We start from the raw sequence: 23,484 nt of genomic DNA on the forward strand, positions 1-23,484 counted from the left end.
TTTAAGTTAACATATGACCCCCATCTGCATTCAATACAGCTCCTGTGGTATAAGAAGATGCATTTGATGCTAAATAAACTGCTAGTCCTGCTATTTCATCAGGTTCTGCCGCCCTTTGAAGTGGCAGATGATGTTCCACTTGTTTCATTATATGTTCGTTGCTCCAGAGTGCTTGACTGAATTTTGTTTTAATTAAACCAGGACAAATTGCATTTGATCGAATGCCATATTTTCCCCATTCACTTGCCTGTGATTGTGTTAGCATTATTAATGCTGATTTGCTTACGCCATATAATCCAAGTCCCATACTCGGTTTCATACCTTCAACTGAAGCAATATTTATAATACTCCCGCTTTTTTTTTCTTTCATATAGGGAAAACACAATTTCGCAAAAGAGAAACATGCTTTTACATTCACATCCATTATTTTGTCAAAAACATTGTTTTCAACCCCTTCTAAAGGAGAGAATACAGGGTTGGTAGCTGCATTGTTTACTAGTATGTCCACACTTCCGTAAAGCGATATTGTTTTTTCAATTAGTTTTTGTCTTTGGCTTTCATCTCCAACATGACAAGCAATTCCAGTCGCTTCATATCCTTTATCCTTAAATTCTTGAGCAACGGCGTCAACGGCTTCTTGAGAGCGACTGCTGACAACTACTTTAGCGCCAAATTCTGCGAGAGCTTCGGCTATGGCTTTTCCAATTCCTTTACTTGATCCAGTTACAACCGCAACTTTATCTTTTAATTCAAATAATTTTTTTACACTCATAATTACATTGGCATTGCACCACCATTAGAATGGAGGGTTACTCCGTTAATAAAACCTGCTTGTTTTGAAGCTAAAAATAAGTATGCATAACCCATATCTTCAGGGGTTCCGATTCTAGCTACTGGAATCATTGCAATCCCAGCTTTTACTACCTCTTCAGGCATGGAAGCGGTCATTTCTGTTTCTATAAATCCTGGGGCAACTGCATTTGCTGTTATACCGTAACGTCCAACTTCACGACAGAGCGCTCTGGTAAAGCCAGCAACTCCAGCTTTTGTTGCAGAATAGTTTGTTTGCCCAAATGCTCCTGCAAAACCATTAATAGAGGAAGCTGAGATTATTCTTCCATATCGAGCTTCTCGCATATAGGGAAGAACTGCTTGTGTTGTTGTGAATAAAGAACTAAGATTTACATTGATAACTGCATCCCATTCAGCTTGTGACATTTTCATAAATGATTTGTCTCTTAATATTCCTGCGTTATTAATGAGAATATCTATTTTTTTGTGTTCTGATATTATTTCTGAAACAGCTTTATCAACCGCTTCTCGATTGGTGACATCGACTTTTTGAAAGAAAACATTTCCACCATTTGCTTTTATTTTTTCTGCTGTTTCAGCTCCGGAATCGCGAACATCCCAAAGTGCAACAGTAGCTCCTGCCTCGCAAAACACTTTACAGACTCCTTCTCCAATTCCTTGAGCACCACCGGTTATAATGGCTACTTGTCCTTCTAAACTAATCATTTGTTTTTTATTTTAAATTGAAAATTCCTATTCCAGGCTCTTTTAAGCTTCCTAGATATAGTTTGTCTCCTATTTGGAGAACACTTGTTATGTAATGAAACCCACCATCAGGGTCTTGTAGATTGTGTTTTATATTTCCATTTATATCAAACCCTAAGACCATAGAATAAGGTTTTGGTACAGCTTTGTCTAATAAAAATCTAGGTAATCGTAAAAGTATTGACCTAATGAAAGGATAACTAGTTAAAGGTTCGACCTCAACAGCTCTTTGACTTGGAATTGCTACCCAAAAAGTATCATTAGAAAAGGTTACATTATCTGGATATCCTGGGATTGTGTTATTGAAAATTTCAGTTGTTCCACTTTTTTCCCCCTTTATCCAATGTTTTATTATTTGAGCTCCAAAAGTTTCTGTTACAATAAGGAACTCTTCTTCGGAATCCAAAGCAACTCCGTTTGCAAAAAACAAATCATTTAATACTACTTCCGATTCTCCAGAATTTAAATCAAATGAAATAATTCTGCCAGAGGGTTGTTGTTCCCAGAATTCATTTTCGATTTCAATTGGGTTTCTTTGAGTCGCATCAGAAAAATAAACAACACCTTCTTTAGTAATCGCTAAGTCATCTGAAAATAAAATAGGAGTCCCGTCAATTTCGTTGATTAGAGTAGTTATATTTCCGAGAGAATCAAGACTTATAAGACCTTTAAATTGATCCGCTATTATAAGGTTACCCTTAGGTGCAATTTTCATTCCTAAAGGCCTACCTCCTGTATTTGCAATTATTGATTGTTTACTTAGATCTGGATTTATTTTTAAAATATTACCATTTTCAATACCCGTATAAAAATTCCCTAAACTATCATAAGCAATAGCCTCTGGACCAATACCATTAACTTCTAAAAATTCGATTTGAGTAAGAAGATTGTTTATTTCAAAATCTCCAACTGTTCCAGGGTAGGGAGGAGCATCTCTAGCAATAGGATCTAAATTAATAGGGTAGAAGCACAAATAAAGTATGCTAATCATTAAAATAGTTCCGAAAAACTTTGAATACAGTTTCATTTTGTAGGTTTTACTTCATTAATGCCATTATGGACTTGTATAATTCCATACGATCTCCTGCCAGATGCTCAAGTCCATCAACCGGAAGTGTAACACCACTTATATAGCTTGAAAGTGGACTAGCCAAAAATAAAACAGCGTTAGCGATATCTTTAATAGTCCCAAACCGTTTCATTAGATTTTTATTTTCACTTTCTTTTAAAAAGGATTGCATTTGTTCCGGATAATTTTCTAATCCCGATGTGGAAACTATACCAGGTGCTACAGCATTAACTCTTATATTGTACTCTGCCCATTCTTGACCTAAAGATTTTGTGAGATTTTCTACACCAGCTCTTGCTGCTCCTGTGTGAGCCATACCTGGAAATCCTCGCATTACATTTGCAGTTATGTTAATTATGATTCCTTCGTTTTGGGGAATAAAAAAACTAGTAGCCATTTGTTGGCTCATGTAAAAGGTTCCATTTAAGTTGTTGTTTACAACTGCTGCCCATCCTTTTTTACTGATAATATGAGAGGGCGCAGGAAATTGACCCCCTGCATTATTGATTAAAATATCTAGGCGACCAAAACGTTTCTCTATCATTTTGGAAAGTTGTTCTATTTGATCTGGTTCTCTTATATCACAAACTTGTGACTCACAAGTACCAAAAGAACTTAGTTCTGAAGCCGCTTTTAATAAGGGTTCTTTTTTTCTGGAAGCAATTATTACATCAGAACCTAATTCTAGAAAAGATTGTGCAATTCCATAACCAATACCACTTCTTCCCCCGGTGACAAGCACTACTTTACCTTTAAATAAATCCGATGCGTACATAGTAATTTCAGTAGGTTGTTTAATATTCAAATATTGGGTATAACAATATATTCTCCTTACAATATATAAAGAAGATTTGATTTGAAGTAAAATATGAGAGATAGAATTCCTTCTATATACACCTATCCAGCGTCCATTCCTCCGTCTAGAACTAAAGAATGTCCGTTCATGTATGAGGAGTCATCGGAGAGCATGAATTTTATAGCATTTGCAACTTCTTCAGGTCTTCCTAATCTTTTAAGAGGAACTCTGTAAGTCTTTACAAAATCTAAAATTGGAGGGGGAACAGTGTCTATAATATCAGTTTCAATAAAGGAAGGACATACAGCATTAACTCGAATATTGCGTGATCCATATTCTACAGCTGCAGTTTTAGTAAGTCCAATTACTCCATGCTTTGAAGCAGAATAATGACTGCCTAGGGTAACTCCTTTTTTACCAGCAAGTGAGGCAACATTAACAATGTTTCCACCGCCTTGTTTGAGTAATATTTGTAGTTGAAATTTTAAGCAATAGAAAACACTACTAAGGTTTACCGCTATAACGCGGTCCCAATCTTCGTCTTTCATTTCATGGAAAGGAGCCATTTTACCACCTATTCCAGCATTATTAACGAAGGCATCAATTTTTTTTTCGTCTTTGATGGCTTGCATCAAGACTGATTCAATTTGTTTTTTGTCTGAAACATCAAGAATATAGGTAACAGCAGAACCGCCATTATCTTCTATGAATTGTTTTGTTTCAGCTAATGCTTCTGCATTAATATCCGTGAGGATAACGTCATAACCAGAGGTTGAAAGAGCAACCGCAGTTGCTCTTCCTAATCCTTTGGCAGCACCAGTAATTAATGCTTTTTTATTATTTTCAATCATTCAAATTAGAAGCTTACAGTAGCTTTTAAGATTACTCTTCTTCCAATAACTGGCATAGAAGGGAATGCAACATATTTTTGATCGAATAAGTTGGTTGCAGATAAGTCTAATTCTAATCCGTTTCCAAAGTCATATCCTAGGTTGGTGTCAACAAGATTCTTTTCTTGAACTGTTCCAGCAAATACTCCTTGGTCAGATTCAAATTCATCATCATGTTGGAAAGAAACACTGAAACGTAATCCTTGTTCTTCAGCATACTTAATACCAGCTCTGTACTTTACTTGAGGAGAGTTTAAGAAAGAAGAAAATGGAAGACCATCATCATCAGATTCTCCAGGAATCCATACATTTTGACTTATGTAAGAACCGTTACCCCAAACTGACATTTTATCGTTTACAAAGTATTCTAAAGATAAATCAGCACCCCAGTGACTTCTGGTTGCATCATCATATTGTCTATAACCTGCAGGGATATGCGCAACATTATCACCTTGAGGAACTTGATCAGTTTCTACTGTTCCAATATAAGGGTAAAGAGCACTAGCCTGTGCATCAAAAACTTGACCACCAGCAGCGAATCCAGCACCAACTGCATTTGCAATTGCAGTAGCTCCAGGTAGATTTTGTGCTAGAGCACCAGCAAGAGCTTGTGCTTGCGTAGGTATACCCAATGAAGTTGCGATAGCGTCAGTAACTCCTACGTATCCTGCAGCAACTTGTTGCGTAACAGCATTAGTGATTACACCTTCTAAGTAAGGTAGAATATCTCCTCTTACTGTTGAGCTTAAATCTCCTGCAACATCAGCTCCAGTTAAAGAGAACGTTGGACCAATTGCAGTAAACTGAGTGAACCCTTTGTTTTCATATGTATAAACATCAAGACCTACTTTTAGTTTATCAGCAATTATACCAGAATAACCAATTTCCCAGGAAGTAACGGTTCCGATTTTAGCTTTTCCAGTACCAACAAGTGAGTTCATTGGTTGATTGTTAAATAGGTTATATCCATTGAATTGACCTGTTACACCACCGGGTACATATGCGGTTCCTCCTGCACCACCTGAAGCAAAGAAAGCTTGTACAGCTGGTAAAAGAGTAGGAGCAAGAGCACCAACTCCTGCATAAACCTGTGGAAGTACAGCTCCAGCTGTTGCACCATAGGCTACAGCATTAGGTAAACCAGGAGTTCCGTAAGGAAGATCCGGTACGCCAGGAATGGTAATATCGATTACTGGATTTGATGAGAAATTTTGATCGTTAGCTTGTCCGCTTAACCATACATCAAATACACCTGGAGCTAATACACTCACAGGAAAATCTATGTTTTGTTGAAGAGCACTAGGTGCATAGGATGCAATGTTGTAAGATGCTCTAAAAGTATGCTTAGGACTTGCTTTGTATACTAGAGCAACACGTGGAGCAAAAATTCCCTCATCAATGAAGTTCATTTTATCATAGCGTCCTGCATATGTTAATTCAAGTTGTTCTGTTAAGGGTGTAGTACCTTGAATATATACACCTGCAATTTTGTAAGCATCATTAGGATCATTTCTTCCATAAAGAGTTCCTTCAGAGTCAGACATGATATCTCTATAATCTGCACCGATTGTAAAGTTAGTATTCATGAAACTTGGTACATCGAAGTTGTATTGTAATTGACCTTCTAAAGAAGCACGTTTTGCAACTTGTCTAAATCCAGAAGCATAAAGAAAAGTTGGGTTAGATTCACCACCACCGTCGTTATAGTTATAAGTAACCTGAGCAAATAATCCACCCGATTGAACTCTTGCTTGGGTCCACCAGTCTGTACCATCAGCATATCCAGCTCCTTGAGAGTTGAAGAATAAACCACCCCCTTTTGCTACACCCATAGCTAAGAAAGCACTTGTTTGATCGTTTGGTCTCAGCTCTAAATGAGCATTAAGGGACATGTTTTTGTATTTTGTAGCAAGTGGATTTCCATCCCCATTGTCGTCTAAGTCCTCAAGACCTAATAATAACCTACCAGGTTGTGTAGGGTCAACTTTTCCGCCAGAAAGAGCGGGTTGGAAAATAGAAGTTCTTTGTCCTAATATGAATTCAGTGTCATTAGGATCTACTTGAAAATCATCTCCTTGTGCAATTTTAGCATTAATTTTGAATCCTAAAGTTTTACTTTCGTTAGCATATGCATGACGAAGGTTTGCACCTAAAGTACTTAGCGTACCCGCTAAAAGTTCTACCGTAGTCCCAGGATAATCAATTGGATTTTTAGACATAAAGTGAACAACCCCAGAAGTTACACCTGGACCATATAATGCAGATGCTGCTCCACGAACTACCTCAACTTTAGCAATATCAATGTTAGAAAGACCAGTTTGGTAGGATAGAAAAGTACCTGCAGATGGTGTTACTAAATAACGATAATCTAAAATTGGAAAAGTAGAAGTTCCGAAAACCCCAGAACCAGCTCTCATTTCAATGTTGAGTGTATTTGCTGATTGCTGTTGTATTGTAACACCAGGGATATTTACTAACGAACGAGTAGGGTCAACTGCATCAGCCGAATTCTTAATGTCTTTAGCTGAAATAATTGACACTGATGCTGGAGCATCTTGAACTTTCTGTGGTCTTCTGGAAGCAGAAATTATAATTTCATCTAAATTTTCTCCCGAAGAAAGTGAAACAGTAATTGTTTGATCGCTAGAAGTTACTTCTGCAGTTTTAGTTCCAAATCCAACAGAGCTAATTTCTAAAGTAAAAGGAGCAGCCATTGAAGTTTTTAACACAAAATTCCCGTCAAAATCAGAAACTGTTCCCTCGGAAGTTCCTTGAATAACAACGTTTACACCTGGAATAGGTTCGTTGGTTTCTTGATCAGTAACAACACCGCTAACGGTTGTTTGCCCCTGAAGGAAATTAACAAACAGAAGCATAGCAATTGCTAATGTTTGGGTTACAAATTTTGTTTTCATAATAGTTTTGTTTTTAATTATTACTGGTTTAAAGTACATGAATAGGTTCGTTTGTTATTATAAAATTTAGGGATATATTCATCATTTAAATTTGATGAATTAGTCTAGGGTGTTTATTTGCATATGCCTGATAATAGGGGTTTGAATTGATTCAATCTGAAACATAAATTAAAATAAACAGTTAGTTGTATAAGTAAACTTGATATCATTATTAGAGATAAAGATAATGGAACTTTTGGAAAATACAGTAATATTTTGCAATCAATCATTTTAAATAGTAAAGATTGTCATGATTTTTATACTTAATTAGCTAATAATGTATTTATTAACAAAACAACTTAAGTGATTTTTAGTATTTATTCAAACAATAAGTCCACTCTCAATAAGTTTACTTCACAAAAAAAAGTATATTTAGTTTATAAACAGATTTAAATCAAATTTCATGAGAGAAGCTCTAATCGTATCCACAGCACGGACTCCAATTGGTAAAGCATATAAAGGAGCCTATAACAACACAAATGCTCCAACCCTTGCAGCTATCGCAATAGAAGAAGCCGTGAAGCGTTCAGGAGCCTCAAAGGATCAAATTGATGACGTTATTATGGGTGCAGCTCTCCAGCAAGGTACTACTGGAGGAAACATTGGAAGGTTATCCGCAATGGCAGCTGGACTGCCGTCTACTGTAAGCGGTATGAGTATTGATAGACAATGTTCCTCCGGAATGATGGCTATTGCAACAGCAGCAAAGCAAATTATTTGTGATGGAATGGAGATTACAGTTGGAGGGGGTGTGGAATCAATTAGTTTAGTGCAAAATGACAAAATGAATGTACATCGAATGATCGATAAAGCACTAATTGCAATACAACCTAATATCTATATGCCCATGCTTCAAACGGCTGAGGTTGTTGCAAAGCGATACAGTATAAGCAGAGAAGCTCAAGATGAATATGCACTTCAAAGTCAACAAAGAACTGCTGCTGCGCAAGAAGCAGGTAAGTTTTCAGATGAAATTATAGAAACAACTTCCTCAATGGGGGTGTTGAATAAAGAAACTAAAGAAATTAGTTTTCAGGAAATTACACTTAATAAAGATCAAGGAAATAGGCCCAGTACTGTAATTGAGGGGTTGTCAGGTTTAAACCCTGTAGTTGAAAATGGTGTAATTACAGCTGGAAATGCAAGTCAGCTATCAGATGGGGCATCTGCTTGTGTTTTAATGGAAGCTGCAACAGCAGCAAAACATGATGTTACTCCTTTAGGGATTTATAGAGGAATAGCAGTTGCTGGTTGCGAGCCAGACGAAATGGGGATTGGACCTATCTATGCGATTCCAAAATTACTTAAACAACATGGTCTTAAAATGTCTGATATTGGATTGTGGGAACTCAACGAAGCCTTTGCTGTACAAGTTCTTTATTGCCAAGAACATTTGGGGATACCTAATGAAATATTAAATGTAAATGGTGGGGCAATTTCTATAGGGCATCCATATGGTATGTCTGGTTCTAGAATGGTAGCCCATGCACTAATAGAAGGTAAGCGAAGAGGGGCTAAATACGTAGTTTCAACTATGTGTGTAGGTGGAGGAATGGGTGCTGCTGGACTGTTTGAAGTGATATGATTTTTTTGAAAACCAAAAAAAAGCGGCCTGATTAAGTCCGCTTTTTTGTTTTATAGAATAGAGCACTATTCTATTTTCAAGAAATCTCGTTGTTCTTTTTTAAACGCCTTATTGAAGGAAGCAACATCTTCATCGATCAATTTCTGATAGTTCTTCATTGCAACTTCGACTTCTGCAGAAAGAACCTTTTTTACTTCAATATCTTGTGCAGTAGGAGGAAAGTCGTCCATAGTAATCAATCTGTTTAAATGCCCTAGTTTGTTTGTCAATCGTATAGGAAAGTTCAAAGGATCTTGATTACTTTTGTTTTGTGTTTGATAAAGAGTTTTTTCTACTTCATGTAATTCAATTTGAATTTTTTTTGCTTGTTTTACAAGTGCCAAAGCAGTAGAGTCTGACTTGTTTTGTTTCTCAAATTCTAATAATTTACTTCTTATGTTCCTGATATTTTTAATTGCTTTATGAGCCTTATCAACAGTTTTATTTACGTCATTAACAAAATCAAATTGTTTTTGCATGTCTGAAACTGATGATTCAGATCTAGGATCTGGAAGAATTTCAAAACTTTGACTGAGTTCCTTTCCATTAACGATTAAGCTCACAGAGTATTCTCCAGGAACTGCTTTGGCACCAGAAAATGAAGCACTCCAGAAAATCATTCCTTTGAGTTTTTCAGCTCCATCATACCTGGTGTCCCAAACAAAACTATTCCCTCCAGCTTTTATTTCTAATTTGTCTTTCTTGTTCTTATTTGAATAGGTTTTAATTATATCTCCCGAACTGGACTTAAATTGTAATTCAACTACATCACCTTTTTGATCATAATTTTTTAAATAATAATGAACTATAACACCATTTGGAAGGTTCGTTCCAGCTGTTAAAGAGCTTTTACCCCCTCGTCCCTTAGTTCGATAACTATTTTTTGGTTTAAAAAGAATCTCTTCTTTTTTAGTGTTCGATTTTAATTGATGGAGAACAGTAAGATCATCTATCATCCAAAGACTCCTTCCTTGAGTAGCGACAATTAAGCTATTGTTTTTTACTGTTAAATCTGTTATTGGAACTATTGGGAGATTTTTTTGGAAAGAAGTCCAGGAGTCACCATCATTGTAAGAAATATAAATTCCATTTTCTGTTCCCGCGTAAAGGATTCCTTCATGACCTGGGTCTGCTCGAATAACTCTAGTGAAATCTTCTTCTGAAATGCCCTTAGTTATATTTTTCCATGTCACTCCATAGTCTGTTGTCTTATATAGATAAGGTTTATAATCCCCCAGTTTGTAACGGGTACCCGCAACGTAACAAGTTCCAGGATCAAATGGAGAAGGATCGATACTATTAATCATAGTCCATTCTGGCATTTGTTTAGGCGTAATGTTCGTCCAAGTTTCTCCACCGTTTTGAGTAACATGAATTAATCCATCATCACTTCCAACCCAAAGAAGACCTTCTTTTAAAGGGGATTCATCTGCTGCAAATAGGGTACAATAATACTCTACACTTGTATTGTCTTGAGTTATTGGACCACCAGAAGTTTTAAGTTTTGAAGGATCGTTTCTAGTTAAATCAGGGCTAATTATATCCCATTGTTGACCTTCGGTTTCAGTTACATGAACTTGATTAGAAAAGGTATACAATCGTTTCGGGTTGTGTTTGCTAAAAAGTATAGGGAAGTTCCACTGGAAACGGTATTTCATTCCCTCAGCTCCATGCCCCATTGGATTATCAGGCCAAACGTTTATCCCTCGCGTCGATTTTTTGTTGTGGTTAACACGAGTTAAAAATCCATCATAGCTTCCGCCGTAAACAATATCATTATTTGTTGGATCAATTGCAATGTGAGCCGATTCTCCTCCAGCAGTGGATTCCCAATCAGTCTCCCCAATATATCTGCCAGAACTTCTATGGTTAATTCTTATGGTTGAGTTATCCTGCTGTGCAGCATATATTCTGTAAGGAAAAGATTTGTCTGTGGTAACTCTGTAAAATTGTGCTGTAGGTTGATTCATATAGGTACTCCATGAATCTCCACCATCATATGAAACCTGAGCACCACCATCGTCAGCAATAATCATTCTTTTGTTGTCTTCTGGAGCAATCCATAAATCATGATGATCTCCATGAGGTGCTCTGTGGCTACTAAATGTTTTTCCTCCATCGGTCGATTTATGGTAGGCTACATTCATGACATAGACCATGTTTTCATCTTGTGAGTCAGCATAAATTTTAGTGTAGTACCAGGCTCGTTGCCTTAAAGATCTACTATCATTTATATGTTTCCAACTTTGTCCACCATCATCCGAACGATAAACACCCCCTTTTTCTTTGTTTTCAACTATAGACCAAACTCTATTCGAGTTTACAGGGGATACAGTAACTCCGATGATACCCAGTGTTCCTTCAGCAAACCCTTTGTTTTTACTTATTTCTTGCCAAGTAGCTCCACTATCTGTACTTTTCCAAAGCGCGGAACCTGTGCCACCACTACTAAGACTGTATGGCGTTCTTTGGATTTTCCAGGTTGCAGCATACAAATGTCTGGGATTAGATGGGTCCATAACTAGCTCAACGGCACCGGATTGGTCAGTAGAAAAAAGAATTTTATTCCAACTTTTCCCACCATCAGTAGTTTTATAAACTCCTCGATCTTGAGTGGGTTTATAGATATCTCCAAGAACTGCAGCGTAAACGATGTCCGGATTTTGTGGATGTACAACCATTCTTGGAATATGTCTTGAGTTTGGAAGCCCCATGTACTTCCATGTAGCTCCAGCATCTACACTTTTCCAAACCCCTTTTCCGGACGAAACATTACCCCGAACGGTTACTTCTCCTCCGCCAACATACAATACGTTTGGATCACTTGGAGCAACTGCAACAGATCCTATACTTCCTCCAAAGTATCCATCAGATATGTTTTTATAGGTTTTCCCACCATCAATGGTTTTCCATACGCCACCACCTGTTGCTCCAAAATAAAATACTTTAGGTTGATTAGAAACTCCTACTACAGCTGCTGAACGTCCCCCTCTAAATGGTCCTAAGGATCTATATTGAACGGATTGATGAAGATCAGCATTAATTTGAGGAGCGTTTTTTTTAAATCTTCTAGATTGTGCACTAGACTCTTGAATTGTGAAAAGTAAAAAGCAAATTGCTAGAATAGATTTTAATAACAGGATAGAGGTTCGCATCATATGAGTTTTAATAGTGTTTTTAAAGTTACAAAACTTGTAACAATAAAGTTGTAACTTTAATTTCGAAAATAAATAATATCATGAAACAGTTTGCCAAAATCCTTTTTTATTCTTTCCTTTTTATTGGGACACAAATAATTCAGGCTCAGACTAAAACAAGAATTAAAAAAGAAATCACAAAATCAATTGACAAACATCAGGATGCAATGATTGCAGTTAGTGATCAAATTTGGGAAGCAGCTGAAACATCGCTTGAAGAATATAAGTCCTCTGATTATCTGATTCAATTTGCCGAACAAAACGGATTTAAAGTTGAAAAAGGAGTTGCAGGAATTCCAACTGCGTTCACGGCAACTTATGGAACCGGTAAACCTGTTATAGGGATTCTAGGGGAGTTTGATGCTAATGCAGGAATTTCTCAAAAAAAACAACCTACTCGAGAAGCTAGAATTCCTGGCGGTGCTGGACATGGCTGCGGACATAACCTTTTTGGAACAGCAAGTTTAGGTGCTGCAATAGCAATTAAAGAGCAAATTGAAGAAGGAACTTTAAATGGTACAGTTGTTTTTTACGGAACACCGGCAGAAGAAACTATTTTTGCGAAAGTATGGATGGCTCGTGAAGGATTATTCGATGATTTAGATGTGTGTATGGATTGGCATCCTGGCGATGGAATTGAAGCTGCAACTCAAAGCAGTAAAGCTCTCGTAGATTTTAGAGTTAAATTTTACGGTAGTTCCTCTCATGCTTCGTCTGATCCATGGAATGGTAAAAGTGCTGTGGATGCTATGGAGTTATATACTACAGGTTTAAATTATTACAGGGAACATATAAAGCCTACCGCAAGAATACATTATCACATTGAAAAAGCAGGTGATGTTGTAAATGTGGTTCCTGATTTTGCTCAAATTTGGACTCGTCTACGAGAAAACGATCGTCCAAACGTTGATGTCTTATATGAGCGTGCTAAAAAAATAGCAGAAGGAGCGGCACTAATGGCTGGAGTTCGTTATGAGATTCAGTTAATTTCTGGTATTTATGAAATCCAAGTTAATCGAACCGGAGCTGAGGTTATGCAAGATAATATAGAAACTTTGGGTCCAATAACTTACACTGATTCTGAAGTTGCTTATGCCAATACAATTCTTAAAGAAACAAATAAACCTCAGAAAGGCTTAGATGGGGAGATATATCCTTTACGTCCGTCATTACCAGCTCAAGGGGGTTCCACAGATGTTGGGGACGTTAGTCAACTGGTTCCAACGATAAGAATGACTGCAACGGTTGCTTCAAAAGGAGGGCCATGGCATTCATGGGCAGTTGTTGCTTGTACAGGAATGTCAATTGGTCATAAAGGAATGTTGTATGCTTCTAAAGCGCTTGGAATGACAATGGTAGATTTATTTAAAGATCCTGCATTAGTAAAACGAATTAAGGAAGATTTTAAAAACAACAAAACAAATTCATCATACGATCCACGTATTCCTGCAGGACCACCGTCTCTAAATTAAAATTATTATGAATAAATTTTGGAAATTATTTTTGTTTTTAATCCCTTTTCTGGGCTATAGTCAGCAAATACTTCCTTTAAAGGACCGTGCTGTTATTATTGATGAAATTCAAAAAGATCGACTTGAAAATTTATTGCCCAGACTAATGGAGGAAGCAGATCTTGATATGTGGGTGCTCATAACACGGGAATACAATGAAGACCCGATTATTAAAACACTCCTACCTCCAACATGGTTAAATGCAAGAAGGCAAACTATATTAGTTTTTTCAAGAGATAAGAATTCAGGCGAAATTAACTCTGCTGCTATTACGAGATACCCTTTTGGAAAAAACATCCCTTCCATTTGGAATAAAGAAAAACAACCTGACCAGTGGCAGGCTCTCGCCGATTACATTGTTTCTATCAACCCTAAAAATATTGGGGTTAACATTTCTAAATCCTATGCTTTAGCAGATGGGCTTGTTAAAACAGATTACGATGAATTAATACAAGTTTTACCTGATACCTATAAAAGCAAGGTAGTTTCGGCAGAAAAATTAGCCGTTGGTTGGATCGAGACTAGAACTCCCAAAGAAATGATAATCTTTGAAGATCTCGTTAGAATAACACACCAGATTATTGCAGAAGCCTTTTCAAATAAAGTTATTACTCCAGGCGAAACCACAACAGATGATGTAGTTTGGTGGTTGAGAGAAAAAGTTTTAGATCTTGGTTTGACTACATGGTTTCATCCAACGGTTGATGTGCAACGAGCCGACAAAAGTGACTTGTATGCCTTTGATAATAAGGCTAAATTTGATGTCATTCAGCCAGGTGATCTTGTCCATTGTGATTTTGGAATTAGTTATTTAACCTTGAATACGGACTGTCAAGAATTAGCATATGTGCTCCGTCCTGATGAAGATAGAGCTCCAGAATTTTTGGTCCAAGCTTTAGCAGACGGGAATCGAGTTCAAGATATTTTCACAAATAACTTTAAAGAAGGTTTGACTGGTAATGAAATTCTAAAAAAATCATTAAAAGAGGGAAGGAGTGAAGGCCTTAGACCCCAAATTTACACGCATCCACTAGGGACTTATGGTCATTCTGCTGGAACAACCTTAGGCATGTGGGATTCTCAAAATGGAGTTGCCGGAACAGGTGATTATCCACTTCATTTTGATACTACTTATGCAATAGAATTAAATACTAAAGTTTTTATTTCTCAGTGGAATAAAGATATTAGGGTAATGTTGGAAGAAGCAGGTTTTTTTGGCGAAAACGGATTTCGTTATGTTAATAAACGGCAGGAAGAATTATTATTAATAGCTTCTTCTGAAAAAAAATAACTTTCAATAACTTCAAGTATAATAAGTATGAAATTAATGCTTACTTTTGTGTCGCAGGGCCTCACACCCTGGCTTCATTAAAAGGGTAGTTGGGCTATGGTTGGCTTTTTCTATCCTTTTTCTTATTGAATTAATATTGTTTATTGTCATGAATAAATTACACTTAAAGATAGCTTCACTTTTTGAATCTCAGCAGCAAGGAAAAAAGCTGAGTTTAGATCAAGAATTTTTAATTGCTGCAGTGCTTGAGAATCAACATGAAAAGTTTGCTGAGGTGAGCGAGAAAGCCAATGCTTTAGGTGAAGGCTTTACTTATAAAATGTTAACATATGTCTGGGATTATATGAGAAATTCATTTGGACAAGGTTATGAAACTGCTTTTTCTATTCGAGTTGAAGATATGATTATCGATCGATTTGATGGCGATTATGAAATGGCTTATCATGCAGAAGAAGAAGTTGAGGATGAAATGGATAAACAGATAAAAAATAGTTCAGGAGTTTTGTACGAAGGATACAAGAAAGAATTAGTTAAAATTTTAACTCATTATTTCAATCAACCAGCATAATCAATCAAGACGATGAATAAGCAAATTGGAATAACAGGAAAAACTGTTAAACGTATTTTACAATTAGATGAATTTATAATAAATGAACTTCCTATTGCTGTATTCGAAAGAGATGAATTTGGATCAATTCTTCGTGGGATGAATTTAAAAACCAACGAGCCTGATCACGTTTTTCTTGAACTACCTGCTCCAGAGGAACAAGTTTTATCTTTTTTGAGAAGCCATTACAAAAACCAGAGAACCGATCTTTCTAATAAGAAAAAAAACAAATCAACCTCCAAAAAGTTAAAACCACAGGAACGTAGAGCAATCGAAGCAGAACGACTTAAGGAAGAGCGGCATAAGAATAAACACCACAGCAAGAAAGTAAGAAGAAAGAACTAATTTAGAGTATTTGCTCTATTGAGCTAGTTGTATTGTTAAATACAATTAAATCACCTATTGTTTTTCCTACAAGTAATTTTCCTATAGGACTTAATGAAGAAACACAATAATATTTTTTCGAGTCTAGAATAAATTCTGGAGATGAAACTGCGAGATAGTAATTTAAATTATCGGTAATAACGACTGAACCTAGTCCGACTTTTTTAGAATTATCAATATTTTTAAGGGGGAGTAAAAGTTTTAAATTATGTTCTGCTTGCTTTAATTGTTCTCCAAGCTTTTCTCTTTCAAGATGAATCATTGCACGTCCAGTTTCGTGTTTATCACCAGCACTACTTTTACTTTCGGATTCTAGGTCGAGTAATATTTCAGAATCCCTTTCTTTAAAAAAAAGAAGATTCTTTGAATGATGGTCTAGACAATGTTGATATAATTTTTGTTTTAGCATAAATTCAAATTACACTAAATTAAATCATTTTACCTTCACCTTTTAATATCCATCTAAAAGATAATTCGGGAAATTTTTTATTAATAAGGTATGCTACCTTAGCTTTTATATTACTCTGACCATTTAAAATTGAATTTATGTTATTAGAATTAATTAATCCAATTGATTTACTAAATTCTAATTTAGACATTCCAGATCGTTCAATAATTGTTTTTAATCGATCAGAACCTTCGGAGTCAATTGTTTTTTTGGAGTCTTTATCAAGTTTATGAAAAAAGTTTATAATTGAAATTCCGTGGATGTCCAACACCCGATTTAAACTTTTCAAAGTGAAATTAGTTCCTTTTTCCATTTTGAAGTACTGTATGCGACTTAGTTCATTTTTGTCAGCAAATACTTCATAGCTTGAAAAACCTGCTTCTAACCTTAGCTTTTTTATTTCTGCACCAATTTTTTTTTGAAGAATATCAAGTTTATTTTCCATTTATTTTTGATATATATAGTAAGTAATTATAAAAACATATAATTTAAAATATAAAGATACAAATATTTTAATCCCATAAGGTTTGTTCTGTCTAACTAAAAAAAATCAATCAATTAAATTTTTTTCATTCAAATTAATAGAACTATTATTTAACTTCTTAGTAATTTCATTTATTTGAATTATTTCTTTTTATTTTAATTTTTATTTCAGGAGGCGTATTTGTTTTTTTGTTTCTTTTGGATGGATACTCTTCATTTAATTTTGATTTAATTTTCTTTAGAAGAAAAGAGTTGAAGTAAGAAGAATTATTCCACCATATTAAATCTTCTATATATTCAAACTTTATATTACCATTCGAACTTATGAAAGCATTAATATGAATGTAATTTTCTTCTTCATAAAATGTAAAAGTTATATTTTCGGATATCCCATGTTTTGAAAATAAAGATTTTATGAGTTCGTATTTTTCATTATTGGTCTGAACAATCACAGTTTTATTATGAGTTTTTTCCTCAGTTTTTTGTTCTGTGAAGCAAGAAGTTATGATAATAGATAATATTAAAATCTTTACATACTGCATGCTGCAAATTATAATTAATTCTGTTTTCAGATGCTATTTTATCTTTTAATTTTATGTGCTTTTTTAAAAAACATTTCAAACCAATTAATAAGTGTCTATATTTGATTTTTAAACATTTATAATGTCTTTATTTTATCCTATATATTTTATTCCACAGTATCAATATCGAATTTGGGGTGGAGATAATTTAAAAATTAAATTAAATAGAGAGCATTCAGTAGATAGTTGTGGGGAGTCCTGGGAAATATCGACTATTGAGGGTTTTGAATCACATGTTTTAAATGGTTCATTTGCAGGGGATACTTTAAATTCATTGATTGATTCACATCCTAAAGAAATTCTAGGTAGTAACGTTTTAAATAAATTTGGTTCAACCTTTCCTCTTCTAATTAAATTTTTAGACACAAAAAAACCACTTTCAGTACAAGTTCATCCTGATGATTTATTAGCTAAAAAGCGCCATAATTCTTTTGGTAAAAATGAGATGTGGTATATCATGGACGCTAAAAATGATTCGGAATTAATAGTTGGATTTGATAAAGAAATTGATGAAAACGATTTTAAGAAACTGAATAGCTCTGGTAAGCTGGAAGATGTTTTACATAAAGAAAAAATTAGTTCAGATGATGTTGTATATATTCCTGCGGGTACTATTCATGGAATCGGAGCTAATATTCTTCTTGCTGAAATTCAACAGGCTTCTAACATAACTTACAGAGTTTTTGATTATGACCGTGTTGATTCTATTACAGGATTAAAAAGAGATTTACATACTGATTTAGCTGTTGATGTTCTTGATTTTAAACCCAGAAAAAACATAAAAACTTCTTATTCAAAAAAGTTAAATGAAGTAAACTCGATTATCCAAACTCCCTTTTTTTCCACCAACTATATTTCTCTAGATGACAGTTTAAAAAGAAGTTACGATACCCTAGAGTCTTTTAAAGTTTTGATGTGTGTGAAAGGAAATCTCAAAATTTATTTCGAGAACAAAGAATATAATTTCCCTTTTGGACAGACTGTTTATATTCCAGCTGCAATAAGCGTAATTGAAATTAAAGGTACGGGATCTTTTTTAGAAGTTTACATTTAATTTTCATTACATTTGTAGTGTAAATATGGTGCCAAACCACTTTACAATACTAAAAGCAGAACTTTTTCCGGAGTTCTGCTTTTTAATTTCTTAAATTTTATTTTCTAGAATTTAGTTTAGCTAGGAGTCGAAGAATCTCTAGATAGAGCCAAACAAGAGTAACTAGAAGTCCAAATGCACCATACCATTCCATGAATTTGGGAGCTCCTTTTTCGGCACCTTCTTCGATAAAGTCAAAGTCAAGAACTAAGTTTAGCGCTGCAATAACTACAACTAATAGGCTAAATCCGACACTCATTAAAGAAGCATTTTGAATATTCATTATTCCCATTCCTGGGCCAAAGAAACTCATTATGAAATTAATTAAGTAAACAATGGCAATCCCACCTGTGGCCGCTGCAATACCTAATTTAAAGTTTTCAGTTGGTTTAATTAATCCAGATCTGTAGGCCATTAGTAACGATAATAATATTCCAACGGTCAAATAGATTGCATTCGTAACGATACCATCATACAGGGTATTGTACAAAAATGAAACTCCTCCAAGAAGTCCCCCTTCTAGAATTGCATAAATTGGAACTGTTATTGGTGCCCATTCCTTTTTGAAAATCGTAATCAATGCCACTATAAAACCTCCGATCCCACAAGAAATCATGAATACTGGATTCATTGATTCAAAAGTTAAATAACCCGTTCCGACCATGAGTAATAAACTGATTGCAGTTTTGTTAACGGTTCCTTCAATTGTCATTTTTTCAGAAGCATCAGATGCTCTGTTAAAAGTGCTTTTCGATAAAACAGGATTCCCTGATCTGTATGATAAATGTCTATTCATTTGGGTGTTTTTTTATTAGTAACGAATATAAGTTTTTGATTTTAAATTATAAAGTATTACGATTCAGATTGTTTATTCAATATTGCATCTACACAGTTTATACCGTCAATTGCTGCAGACATTATTCCCCCTGCATATCCAGCTCCTTCTCCACAAGGGTAAAGCCCGTTGATGTCAGGATGAGCAAGTGATATGGGGTCTCTAGGAATCAAGACCGTAGAAGAAGTTCTCGATTCTGGTGCGTGAATAACAGCTTCATTAGTGTAGTAACCCTTCATTTTTTTTCCAAAAGCTAAAAACGCTTTTTTTAATCTTTCAGAAAGCATTTTTGGTAAAACAGTGTTCAAGTCTACGCTAGTTACTCCCGGATGGTAGGATGTTTTTGGGAAGTCTTTAGAAATTTTACCAGAGATAAAATCCATCATTCGCTGGGCGGGTACTTTTTGAGTTTTTCCAGCTGCCTCCCAACATTTTTGTTCAACAGATTTCTGGAAATTTAAACTAACAAAGGGATCCTCTTTTCTGTAATTAGGTAAGTCTTTAGGTTCAACACTTACAACAATCCCTGAATTTGAATAGGGGTTATTCCTTTTACTAGGACTCCAGCCGTTTGTTACTACTTCATTGGGTTCTGTAGCGCATGGAGCAATAATTCCACCGGGGCACATACAAAATGAATATACCCCCATCCCATCTACCTGCTCGACTAAGCTATAAGAAGCAGGCGGTAAGTACGGATTATTATCGTCTCCATGATATTGAATGCTGTCTATTAATTTTTGTTGATGTTCAATTCGAACACCTATTGCAAATGGCTTTGCTTCAATTTTAATTTTTTTATTATGAAGAAGATAATAAATGTCTCTAGCTGAATGTCCAGTCGCGAGGACAATATTATCGAATTCAAACCAGCTTTTATTATTGATTTCAATTGAATTGATTTGATTATTTTTCATTTTAATATCAGTCAGTTTTGAATTGAAATAAACTTCCCCACCAGCTTTAATTATTGCCTCGCGCATTGAACTGATTATTTTGGGCAGTTTGTTTGTTCCTATATGCGGATGTGCATCTACTAGAATATTTTCGTCTGCTCCAAAATGAACCAGCCATTCCATTGCTTTCAATACATTTCCTCTTTTTTTAGATCGGGTATACAATTTTCCGTCAGAATAGGTTCCTGCTCCTCCTTCTCCAAAACAATAATTGGATTCAGGATTAACAGATTGTTCTTTAGTTATTTTAGCTAAATCTCTTCTTCTGGAACGAACGTCTTTTCCTCGTTCAAAAACTATTGGTTTCATGCCACCTTCTATGGCTCTGAGCGCTGCGTATATTCCTGCTGGACCTAAGCCAATGATCGCAATTTTTTTATTTTCAGAAACTTGTTTTGGACGGAAAGAAAAATCAGTTTCTCTTTTTTCTTCTTTCTGCCAAATCTCAATTTGTAGGTTTATTTTTACTGGGGCTCTCCGAGCATCAATTGACCTTTTTCTAATTCTCCATTCACGAACCTTGTTTTCTTGGATTTTAGATTTTTTTAGAGCTAATTTTAAAATTAAATCTTTCTCCTCTTGTTGGTGAGGCAATACAGATATTTGTGCAAGTGTGCTCATGTTACAAATTTAACGAAGAACCATTAAAAAGGCTCTTAATTATTCGGAAATAAAGTATTTACTTCTTCTATAAAATTCTACCTTTATAAAGGAATCCTTATTTTTGTTTTTATGCAGCTACTTATTGTTCCTGATTCCTTTAAAGAAAGTCTTTCAGCTACTGATGTGGCAGATGCTATTTCAAAAGGAATAGAGTTTGTTGATTCTAATGTAGTTATAAAAAGTATTCCTTTTTCCGATGGAGGGGAAGGTGCACTTACCGTTTTAGATAATCATGCGAAAGGCTCAAGAGTTTCTTGTGATACAGTAAATCCTTTGGGTAAAAAAATCGTTGCTGATTATTTTTTATTTGATAATAAAACCACTGCGTGGATCGAGTTATCTCAAGCATCTGGTATTACTATTCTTAAAAAAGAGGAACTTAATCCTTCTCTTACATCTACCTTTGGAACAGGTTTACAGATAAATCACGCTATAAAAAATGGTTGTACTAAAATTATTTTAGGGATTGGCGGAAGTGCAACAAATGATGGGGGTGCTGGAATTTTTCAAGCTCTGGGAGGTAAATTAATCGATTCCAATGGTGAAGAGTTAAAAAAAGGGGGAGCAGCATTAATCAATCTAAATAACATTGTTCTTCCACAGGGCTTAGATCATATTGAATGGGTAGTTGCCTGTGATGTTCAAAATACGCTACTCGGACCAGAAGGTGCTAGCAGCGTTTATGGACCACAAAAAGGAGCTTCTGAAGAAGATGTGATAATTTTAGATGAAAGTTTAACTCAGTTTGCAAAAATCATAAAAAAAGAACTTGGGTATAGTATAGATGAATTATCGGGTGGGGGAGCAGCTGGAGGTACTGCAGCTGGAATGCATGGTTTTTTTAGGGCAGAGTTGAGTTCAGGATTTGATCTCCTAGCGAAGATGATTAATTTGGAAGAAAGTATCAAAAAAACAGACATGATTTTTACAGCAGAAGGAAAGATCGATCAGCAGTCTTTAAAAGGTAAAGTTCCAATCGGAGTAGCTCGATTAGCCAAAAAGTACAACAAGCCCTGCGTAGGTTTAGCAGGTATAATTGAAGATCCATTAGAGCCGCTTTATAAAGAAGGGTTTAGTGGATTGTTTAATATTCAGAACAGTCCCATGTCTCATGAGCAATCAAAATTAGAGACCAAATCTTTATTGCAAAAAACAGCAAGTAGGGTTTTTACTTTTTATAAAAACATACACTAATAATGACCTTTTCTTTACTCGCATTGTCACTTGCAATTATTTGGATCGTATTTGGAACGACTCGATTTAAACTACACCCTTTTTTAGTTTTATTAAGTTCGAGTATTTTCTTAGCAATAGCAACTGGTCTGCCATTACCTGAATTGCCTTCTATTTTAGGAAAAGGCTTTGGAAAAACCATTCAAAGTATAGGTCTTTTGATTATTTTCGGGACTATTATTGGAGTAATTTTAGAAGTTTCACTTGCAACACAAACTCTAGCTCTTGTTATTCTAAAAGGGTTGCAACGTTTACCCTTACCCTATGCTGTAAGTTGTATTGGATACCTAGTTTCAATTCCTGTTTTTTGCGATTCAGCTTTTGTGATTTTATCCTCCTTAAATAAATCTTTATCTAAAAGAACAAAAACACCCTTGGTAGCTCTTACGGTTGCATTATCTACCGGTTTGTTTGCTCCTCATGTATTGGTTCCTCCAACTCCCGGACCTTTGGCAGCTGCTGCAAATTTAGAATTGGAAAATTTATTTTTACTTATTATTTACGGTGGAATTTTAGCCTTCATTCTCATTATTGCTGGTGCTTCATATGCTTATTTTTTAGCGAAACGATTACCGTACGAAGAAACTAAAAGTCCTATAAAACAAGAAGAATCTGAATTATCGAATTTACCCTCTTTTAAAAAATCAATAGCTCCGATTGTTGTTCCTATTGTTCTGATGGCATTTGGTACTTTTATTTCGTTCATAGAGTTTTACTCCAATTTAAAATGGCTTCATCAACTACTGAAAACTCTTTGTTCCCCAGTTTTTGCATTAGGGATAGGGATGCTATTTTCTTTTAGGTTATTAGAAAAAAGTACTGGCAAGATTAGTGACTTGGTTCAAAAAGGCATCGTAGTCGCTGCTCCTATTCTTGTAATTACCGGTATGGGAGGTACTTTAGGGTTAATTATTCAGCAGCTTCCTTTAACAGAATTTGTTGAGCAGAGTTTAACCGATACAGGTTGGGGCTTACTCATTCCTTTTCTAATTGCTGCAATACTTAAAACCTCTCAAGGGTCTTCTACTGTTGCTATAATTACGGCAAGTTTCATTGCTTTTCCCTTGCTTGGAGTTTTGGGACTAGATTACGAAATTGGAAAAATATGGGTTATTTTATCTATTGGAGTTGGTTCAATGACAGTTTCCCACGCAAATGATTCTTACTTTTGGATTGTTTCTCAAATGGGTGGATTAGACATAAAAACTGCTTATAAACATCATACTTTTGGAACTTTCATTCAAGGAGTCTTAGGGATCTTAATTATACTACTAGGGCATTGGCTGAGTGTTCATTTTTTCAATTAAATTTA

General features: G+C 35.3%; 20 protein-coding genes. 8 read left to right on the top strand and 12 right to left on the bottom strand.

Going from position 1 to position 23,484, the window contains the following annotated elements; genetic code table 11:
• Position 1: 1 nt before the first annotated feature.
• From NG655_RS03815 to NG655_RS03840, 6 genes are all read right to left on the bottom strand, one after another.
• Complete coding sequence (locus tag NG655_RS03815) at positions 2 to 772, bottom strand: SDR family NAD(P)-dependent oxidoreductase (RefSeq protein WP_252158022.1); 771 nt, start codon at positions 770 to 772, stop codon at positions 2 to 4.
• A gap of 2 nt (positions 773 to 774) precedes the next feature.
• Positions 775 to 1,518, bottom strand: coding sequence for a beta-ketoacyl-ACP reductase (locus tag NG655_RS03820; RefSeq protein WP_252158023.1), 744 nt, complete (start codon positions 1,516 to 1,518; stop codon positions 775 to 777).
• Between the two features lie 7 nt (positions 1,519 to 1,525).
• Positions 1,526 to 2,584 (bottom strand): SMP-30/gluconolactonase/LRE family protein, encoded by a 1,059-nt coding sequence (locus NG655_RS03825; RefSeq protein ID WP_252158024.1) that lies wholly within the window; start codon positions 2,582 to 2,584, stop codon positions 1,526 to 1,528.
• Between the two features lie 10 nt (positions 2,585 to 2,594).
• Positions 2,595 to 3,431 carry an SDR family oxidoreductase gene (locus NG655_RS03830; RefSeq protein ID WP_252158025.1) on the bottom strand — a complete coding sequence of 279 codons (837 nt, stop codon included), beginning with the start codon at positions 3,429 to 3,431 and terminating at the stop codon, positions 2,595 to 2,597.
• Positions 3,432 to 3,523: 92 nt separating this feature from the next.
• Positions 3,524 to 4,273 carry an SDR family NAD(P)-dependent oxidoreductase gene (locus NG655_RS03835; RefSeq protein WP_252158026.1) on the bottom strand — a complete coding sequence of 250 codons (750 nt, stop codon included), beginning with the start codon at positions 4,271 to 4,273 and terminating at the stop codon, positions 3,524 to 3,526.
• A gap of 5 nt (positions 4,274 to 4,278) precedes the next feature.
• Positions 4,279 to 7,227: a TonB-dependent receptor domain-containing protein gene (locus tag NG655_RS03840; RefSeq protein ID WP_252158027.1), complete on the bottom strand. Its 2,949-nt coding sequence runs from the start codon at positions 7,225 to 7,227 to the stop codon at positions 4,279 to 4,281.
• A 442-nt stretch (positions 7,228 to 7,669) separates the two neighbouring features.
• On the opposite strand from NG655_RS03840, the gene NG655_RS03845 reads away from it, so the two are divergent.
• Positions 7,670 to 8,851 carry an acetyl-CoA C-acyltransferase gene (locus NG655_RS03845; protein WP_252158028.1) on the top strand — a complete coding sequence of 394 codons (1,182 nt, stop codon included), beginning with the start codon at positions 7,670 to 7,672 and terminating at the stop codon, positions 8,849 to 8,851.
• Positions 8,852 to 8,916: 65 nt separating this feature from the next.
• Here NG655_RS03845 and NG655_RS03850 read toward each other — a convergent pair whose 3' ends face one another.
• Positions 8,917 to 12,045: a VPS10 domain-containing protein gene (locus tag NG655_RS03850; protein WP_252159080.1), complete on the bottom strand. Its 3,129-nt coding sequence runs from the start codon at positions 12,043 to 12,045 to the stop codon at positions 8,917 to 8,919.
• 83 nt (positions 12,046 to 12,128) lie between these two features.
• Between NG655_RS03850 and NG655_RS03855 the strand changes: the two genes are divergently transcribed.
• From NG655_RS03855 to NG655_RS03870, 4 genes are all read left to right on the top strand, one after another.
• Entirely contained in the window at positions 12,129 to 13,559 is a 1,431-nt protein-coding gene (locus tag NG655_RS03855; protein WP_252158029.1) for an amidohydrolase, read from the top strand.
• 7 nt (positions 13,560 to 13,566) lie between these two features.
• Positions 13,567 to 14,889: a M24 family metallopeptidase gene (locus NG655_RS03860; RefSeq protein WP_252158030.1), complete on the top strand. Its 1,323-nt coding sequence runs from the start codon at positions 13,567 to 13,569 to the stop codon at positions 14,887 to 14,889.
• A 148-nt stretch (positions 14,890 to 15,037) separates the two neighbouring features.
• The gene (locus tag NG655_RS03865) at positions 15,038 to 15,457 is read left to right on the top strand and encodes a hypothetical protein (RefSeq protein WP_252158031.1); all 420 of its coding nucleotides are present in this window, start codon (positions 15,038 to 15,040) and stop codon (positions 15,455 to 15,457) included.
• Between the two features lie 12 nt (positions 15,458 to 15,469).
• The gene (locus NG655_RS03870; RefSeq protein ID WP_252158032.1) at positions 15,470 to 15,841 is read left to right on the top strand and encodes a hypothetical protein; all 372 of its coding nucleotides are present in this window, start codon (positions 15,470 to 15,472) and stop codon (positions 15,839 to 15,841) included.
• A 1-nt stretch (position 15,842) separates the two neighbouring features.
• Here the strand turns inward: NG655_RS03870 and NG655_RS03875 are convergent, their stop codons facing one another.
• The 3 genes from NG655_RS03875 to NG655_RS03885 form a co-directional block, all read right to left on the bottom strand.
• Positions 15,843 to 16,289 carry a GreA/GreB family elongation factor gene (locus tag NG655_RS03875; RefSeq protein ID WP_252158033.1) on the bottom strand — a complete coding sequence of 149 codons (447 nt, stop codon included), beginning with the start codon at positions 16,287 to 16,289 and terminating at the stop codon, positions 15,843 to 15,845.
• Between the two features lie 19 nt (positions 16,290 to 16,308).
• Entirely contained in the window at positions 16,309 to 16,773 is a 465-nt protein-coding gene (locus tag NG655_RS03880) for a hypothetical protein (RefSeq protein WP_252158034.1), read from the bottom strand.
• 166 nt (positions 16,774 to 16,939) lie between these two features.
• Positions 16,940 to 17,353, bottom strand: coding sequence for a hypothetical protein (locus NG655_RS03885; protein ID WP_252158035.1), 414 nt, complete (start codon positions 17,351 to 17,353; stop codon positions 16,940 to 16,942).
• Positions 17,354 to 17,474: 121 nt separating this feature from the next.
• Between NG655_RS03885 and NG655_RS03890 the strand changes: the two genes are divergently transcribed.
• Positions 17,475 to 18,446, top strand: coding sequence for a type I phosphomannose isomerase catalytic subunit (locus NG655_RS03890; protein WP_252158036.1), 972 nt, complete (start codon positions 17,475 to 17,477; stop codon positions 18,444 to 18,446).
• Positions 18,447 to 18,543: 97 nt separating this feature from the next.
• Here the strand turns inward: NG655_RS03890 and NG655_RS03895 are convergent, their stop codons facing one another.
• Positions 18,544 to 19,281, bottom strand: a complete 738-nt coding sequence (locus NG655_RS03895) for a Bax inhibitor-1/YccA family protein (RefSeq protein WP_252158037.1) — start codon at positions 19,279 to 19,281, stop codon at positions 18,544 to 18,546.
• A gap of 56 nt (positions 19,282 to 19,337) precedes the next feature.
• Positions 19,338 to 20,897 carry an NAD(P)/FAD-dependent oxidoreductase gene (locus NG655_RS03900; RefSeq protein WP_252158038.1) on the bottom strand — a complete coding sequence of 520 codons (1,560 nt, stop codon included), beginning with the start codon at positions 20,895 to 20,897 and terminating at the stop codon, positions 19,338 to 19,340.
• A gap of 111 nt (positions 20,898 to 21,008) precedes the next feature.
• Between NG655_RS03900 and NG655_RS03905 the strand changes: the two genes are divergently transcribed.
• Positions 21,009 to 22,133 (top strand): glycerate kinase, encoded by a 1,125-nt coding sequence (locus tag NG655_RS03905; protein WP_252158039.1) that lies wholly within the window; start codon positions 21,009 to 21,011, stop codon positions 22,131 to 22,133.
• Between the two features lie 2 nt (positions 22,134 to 22,135).
• Positions 22,136 to 23,479 (top strand): GntP family permease, encoded by a 1,344-nt coding sequence (locus tag NG655_RS03910; RefSeq protein ID WP_252158040.1) that lies wholly within the window; start codon positions 22,136 to 22,138, stop codon positions 23,477 to 23,479.
• Positions 23,480 to 23,484 lie beyond the last annotated feature (5 nt).

Origin of the sequence: Candidatus Arcticimaribacter forsetii, from assembly GCF_910589745.1 — a bacterium.
Lineage (GTDB): Bacteria > Bacteroidota > Bacteroidia > Flavobacteriales > Flavobacteriaceae > Arcticimaribacter > Arcticimaribacter forsetii.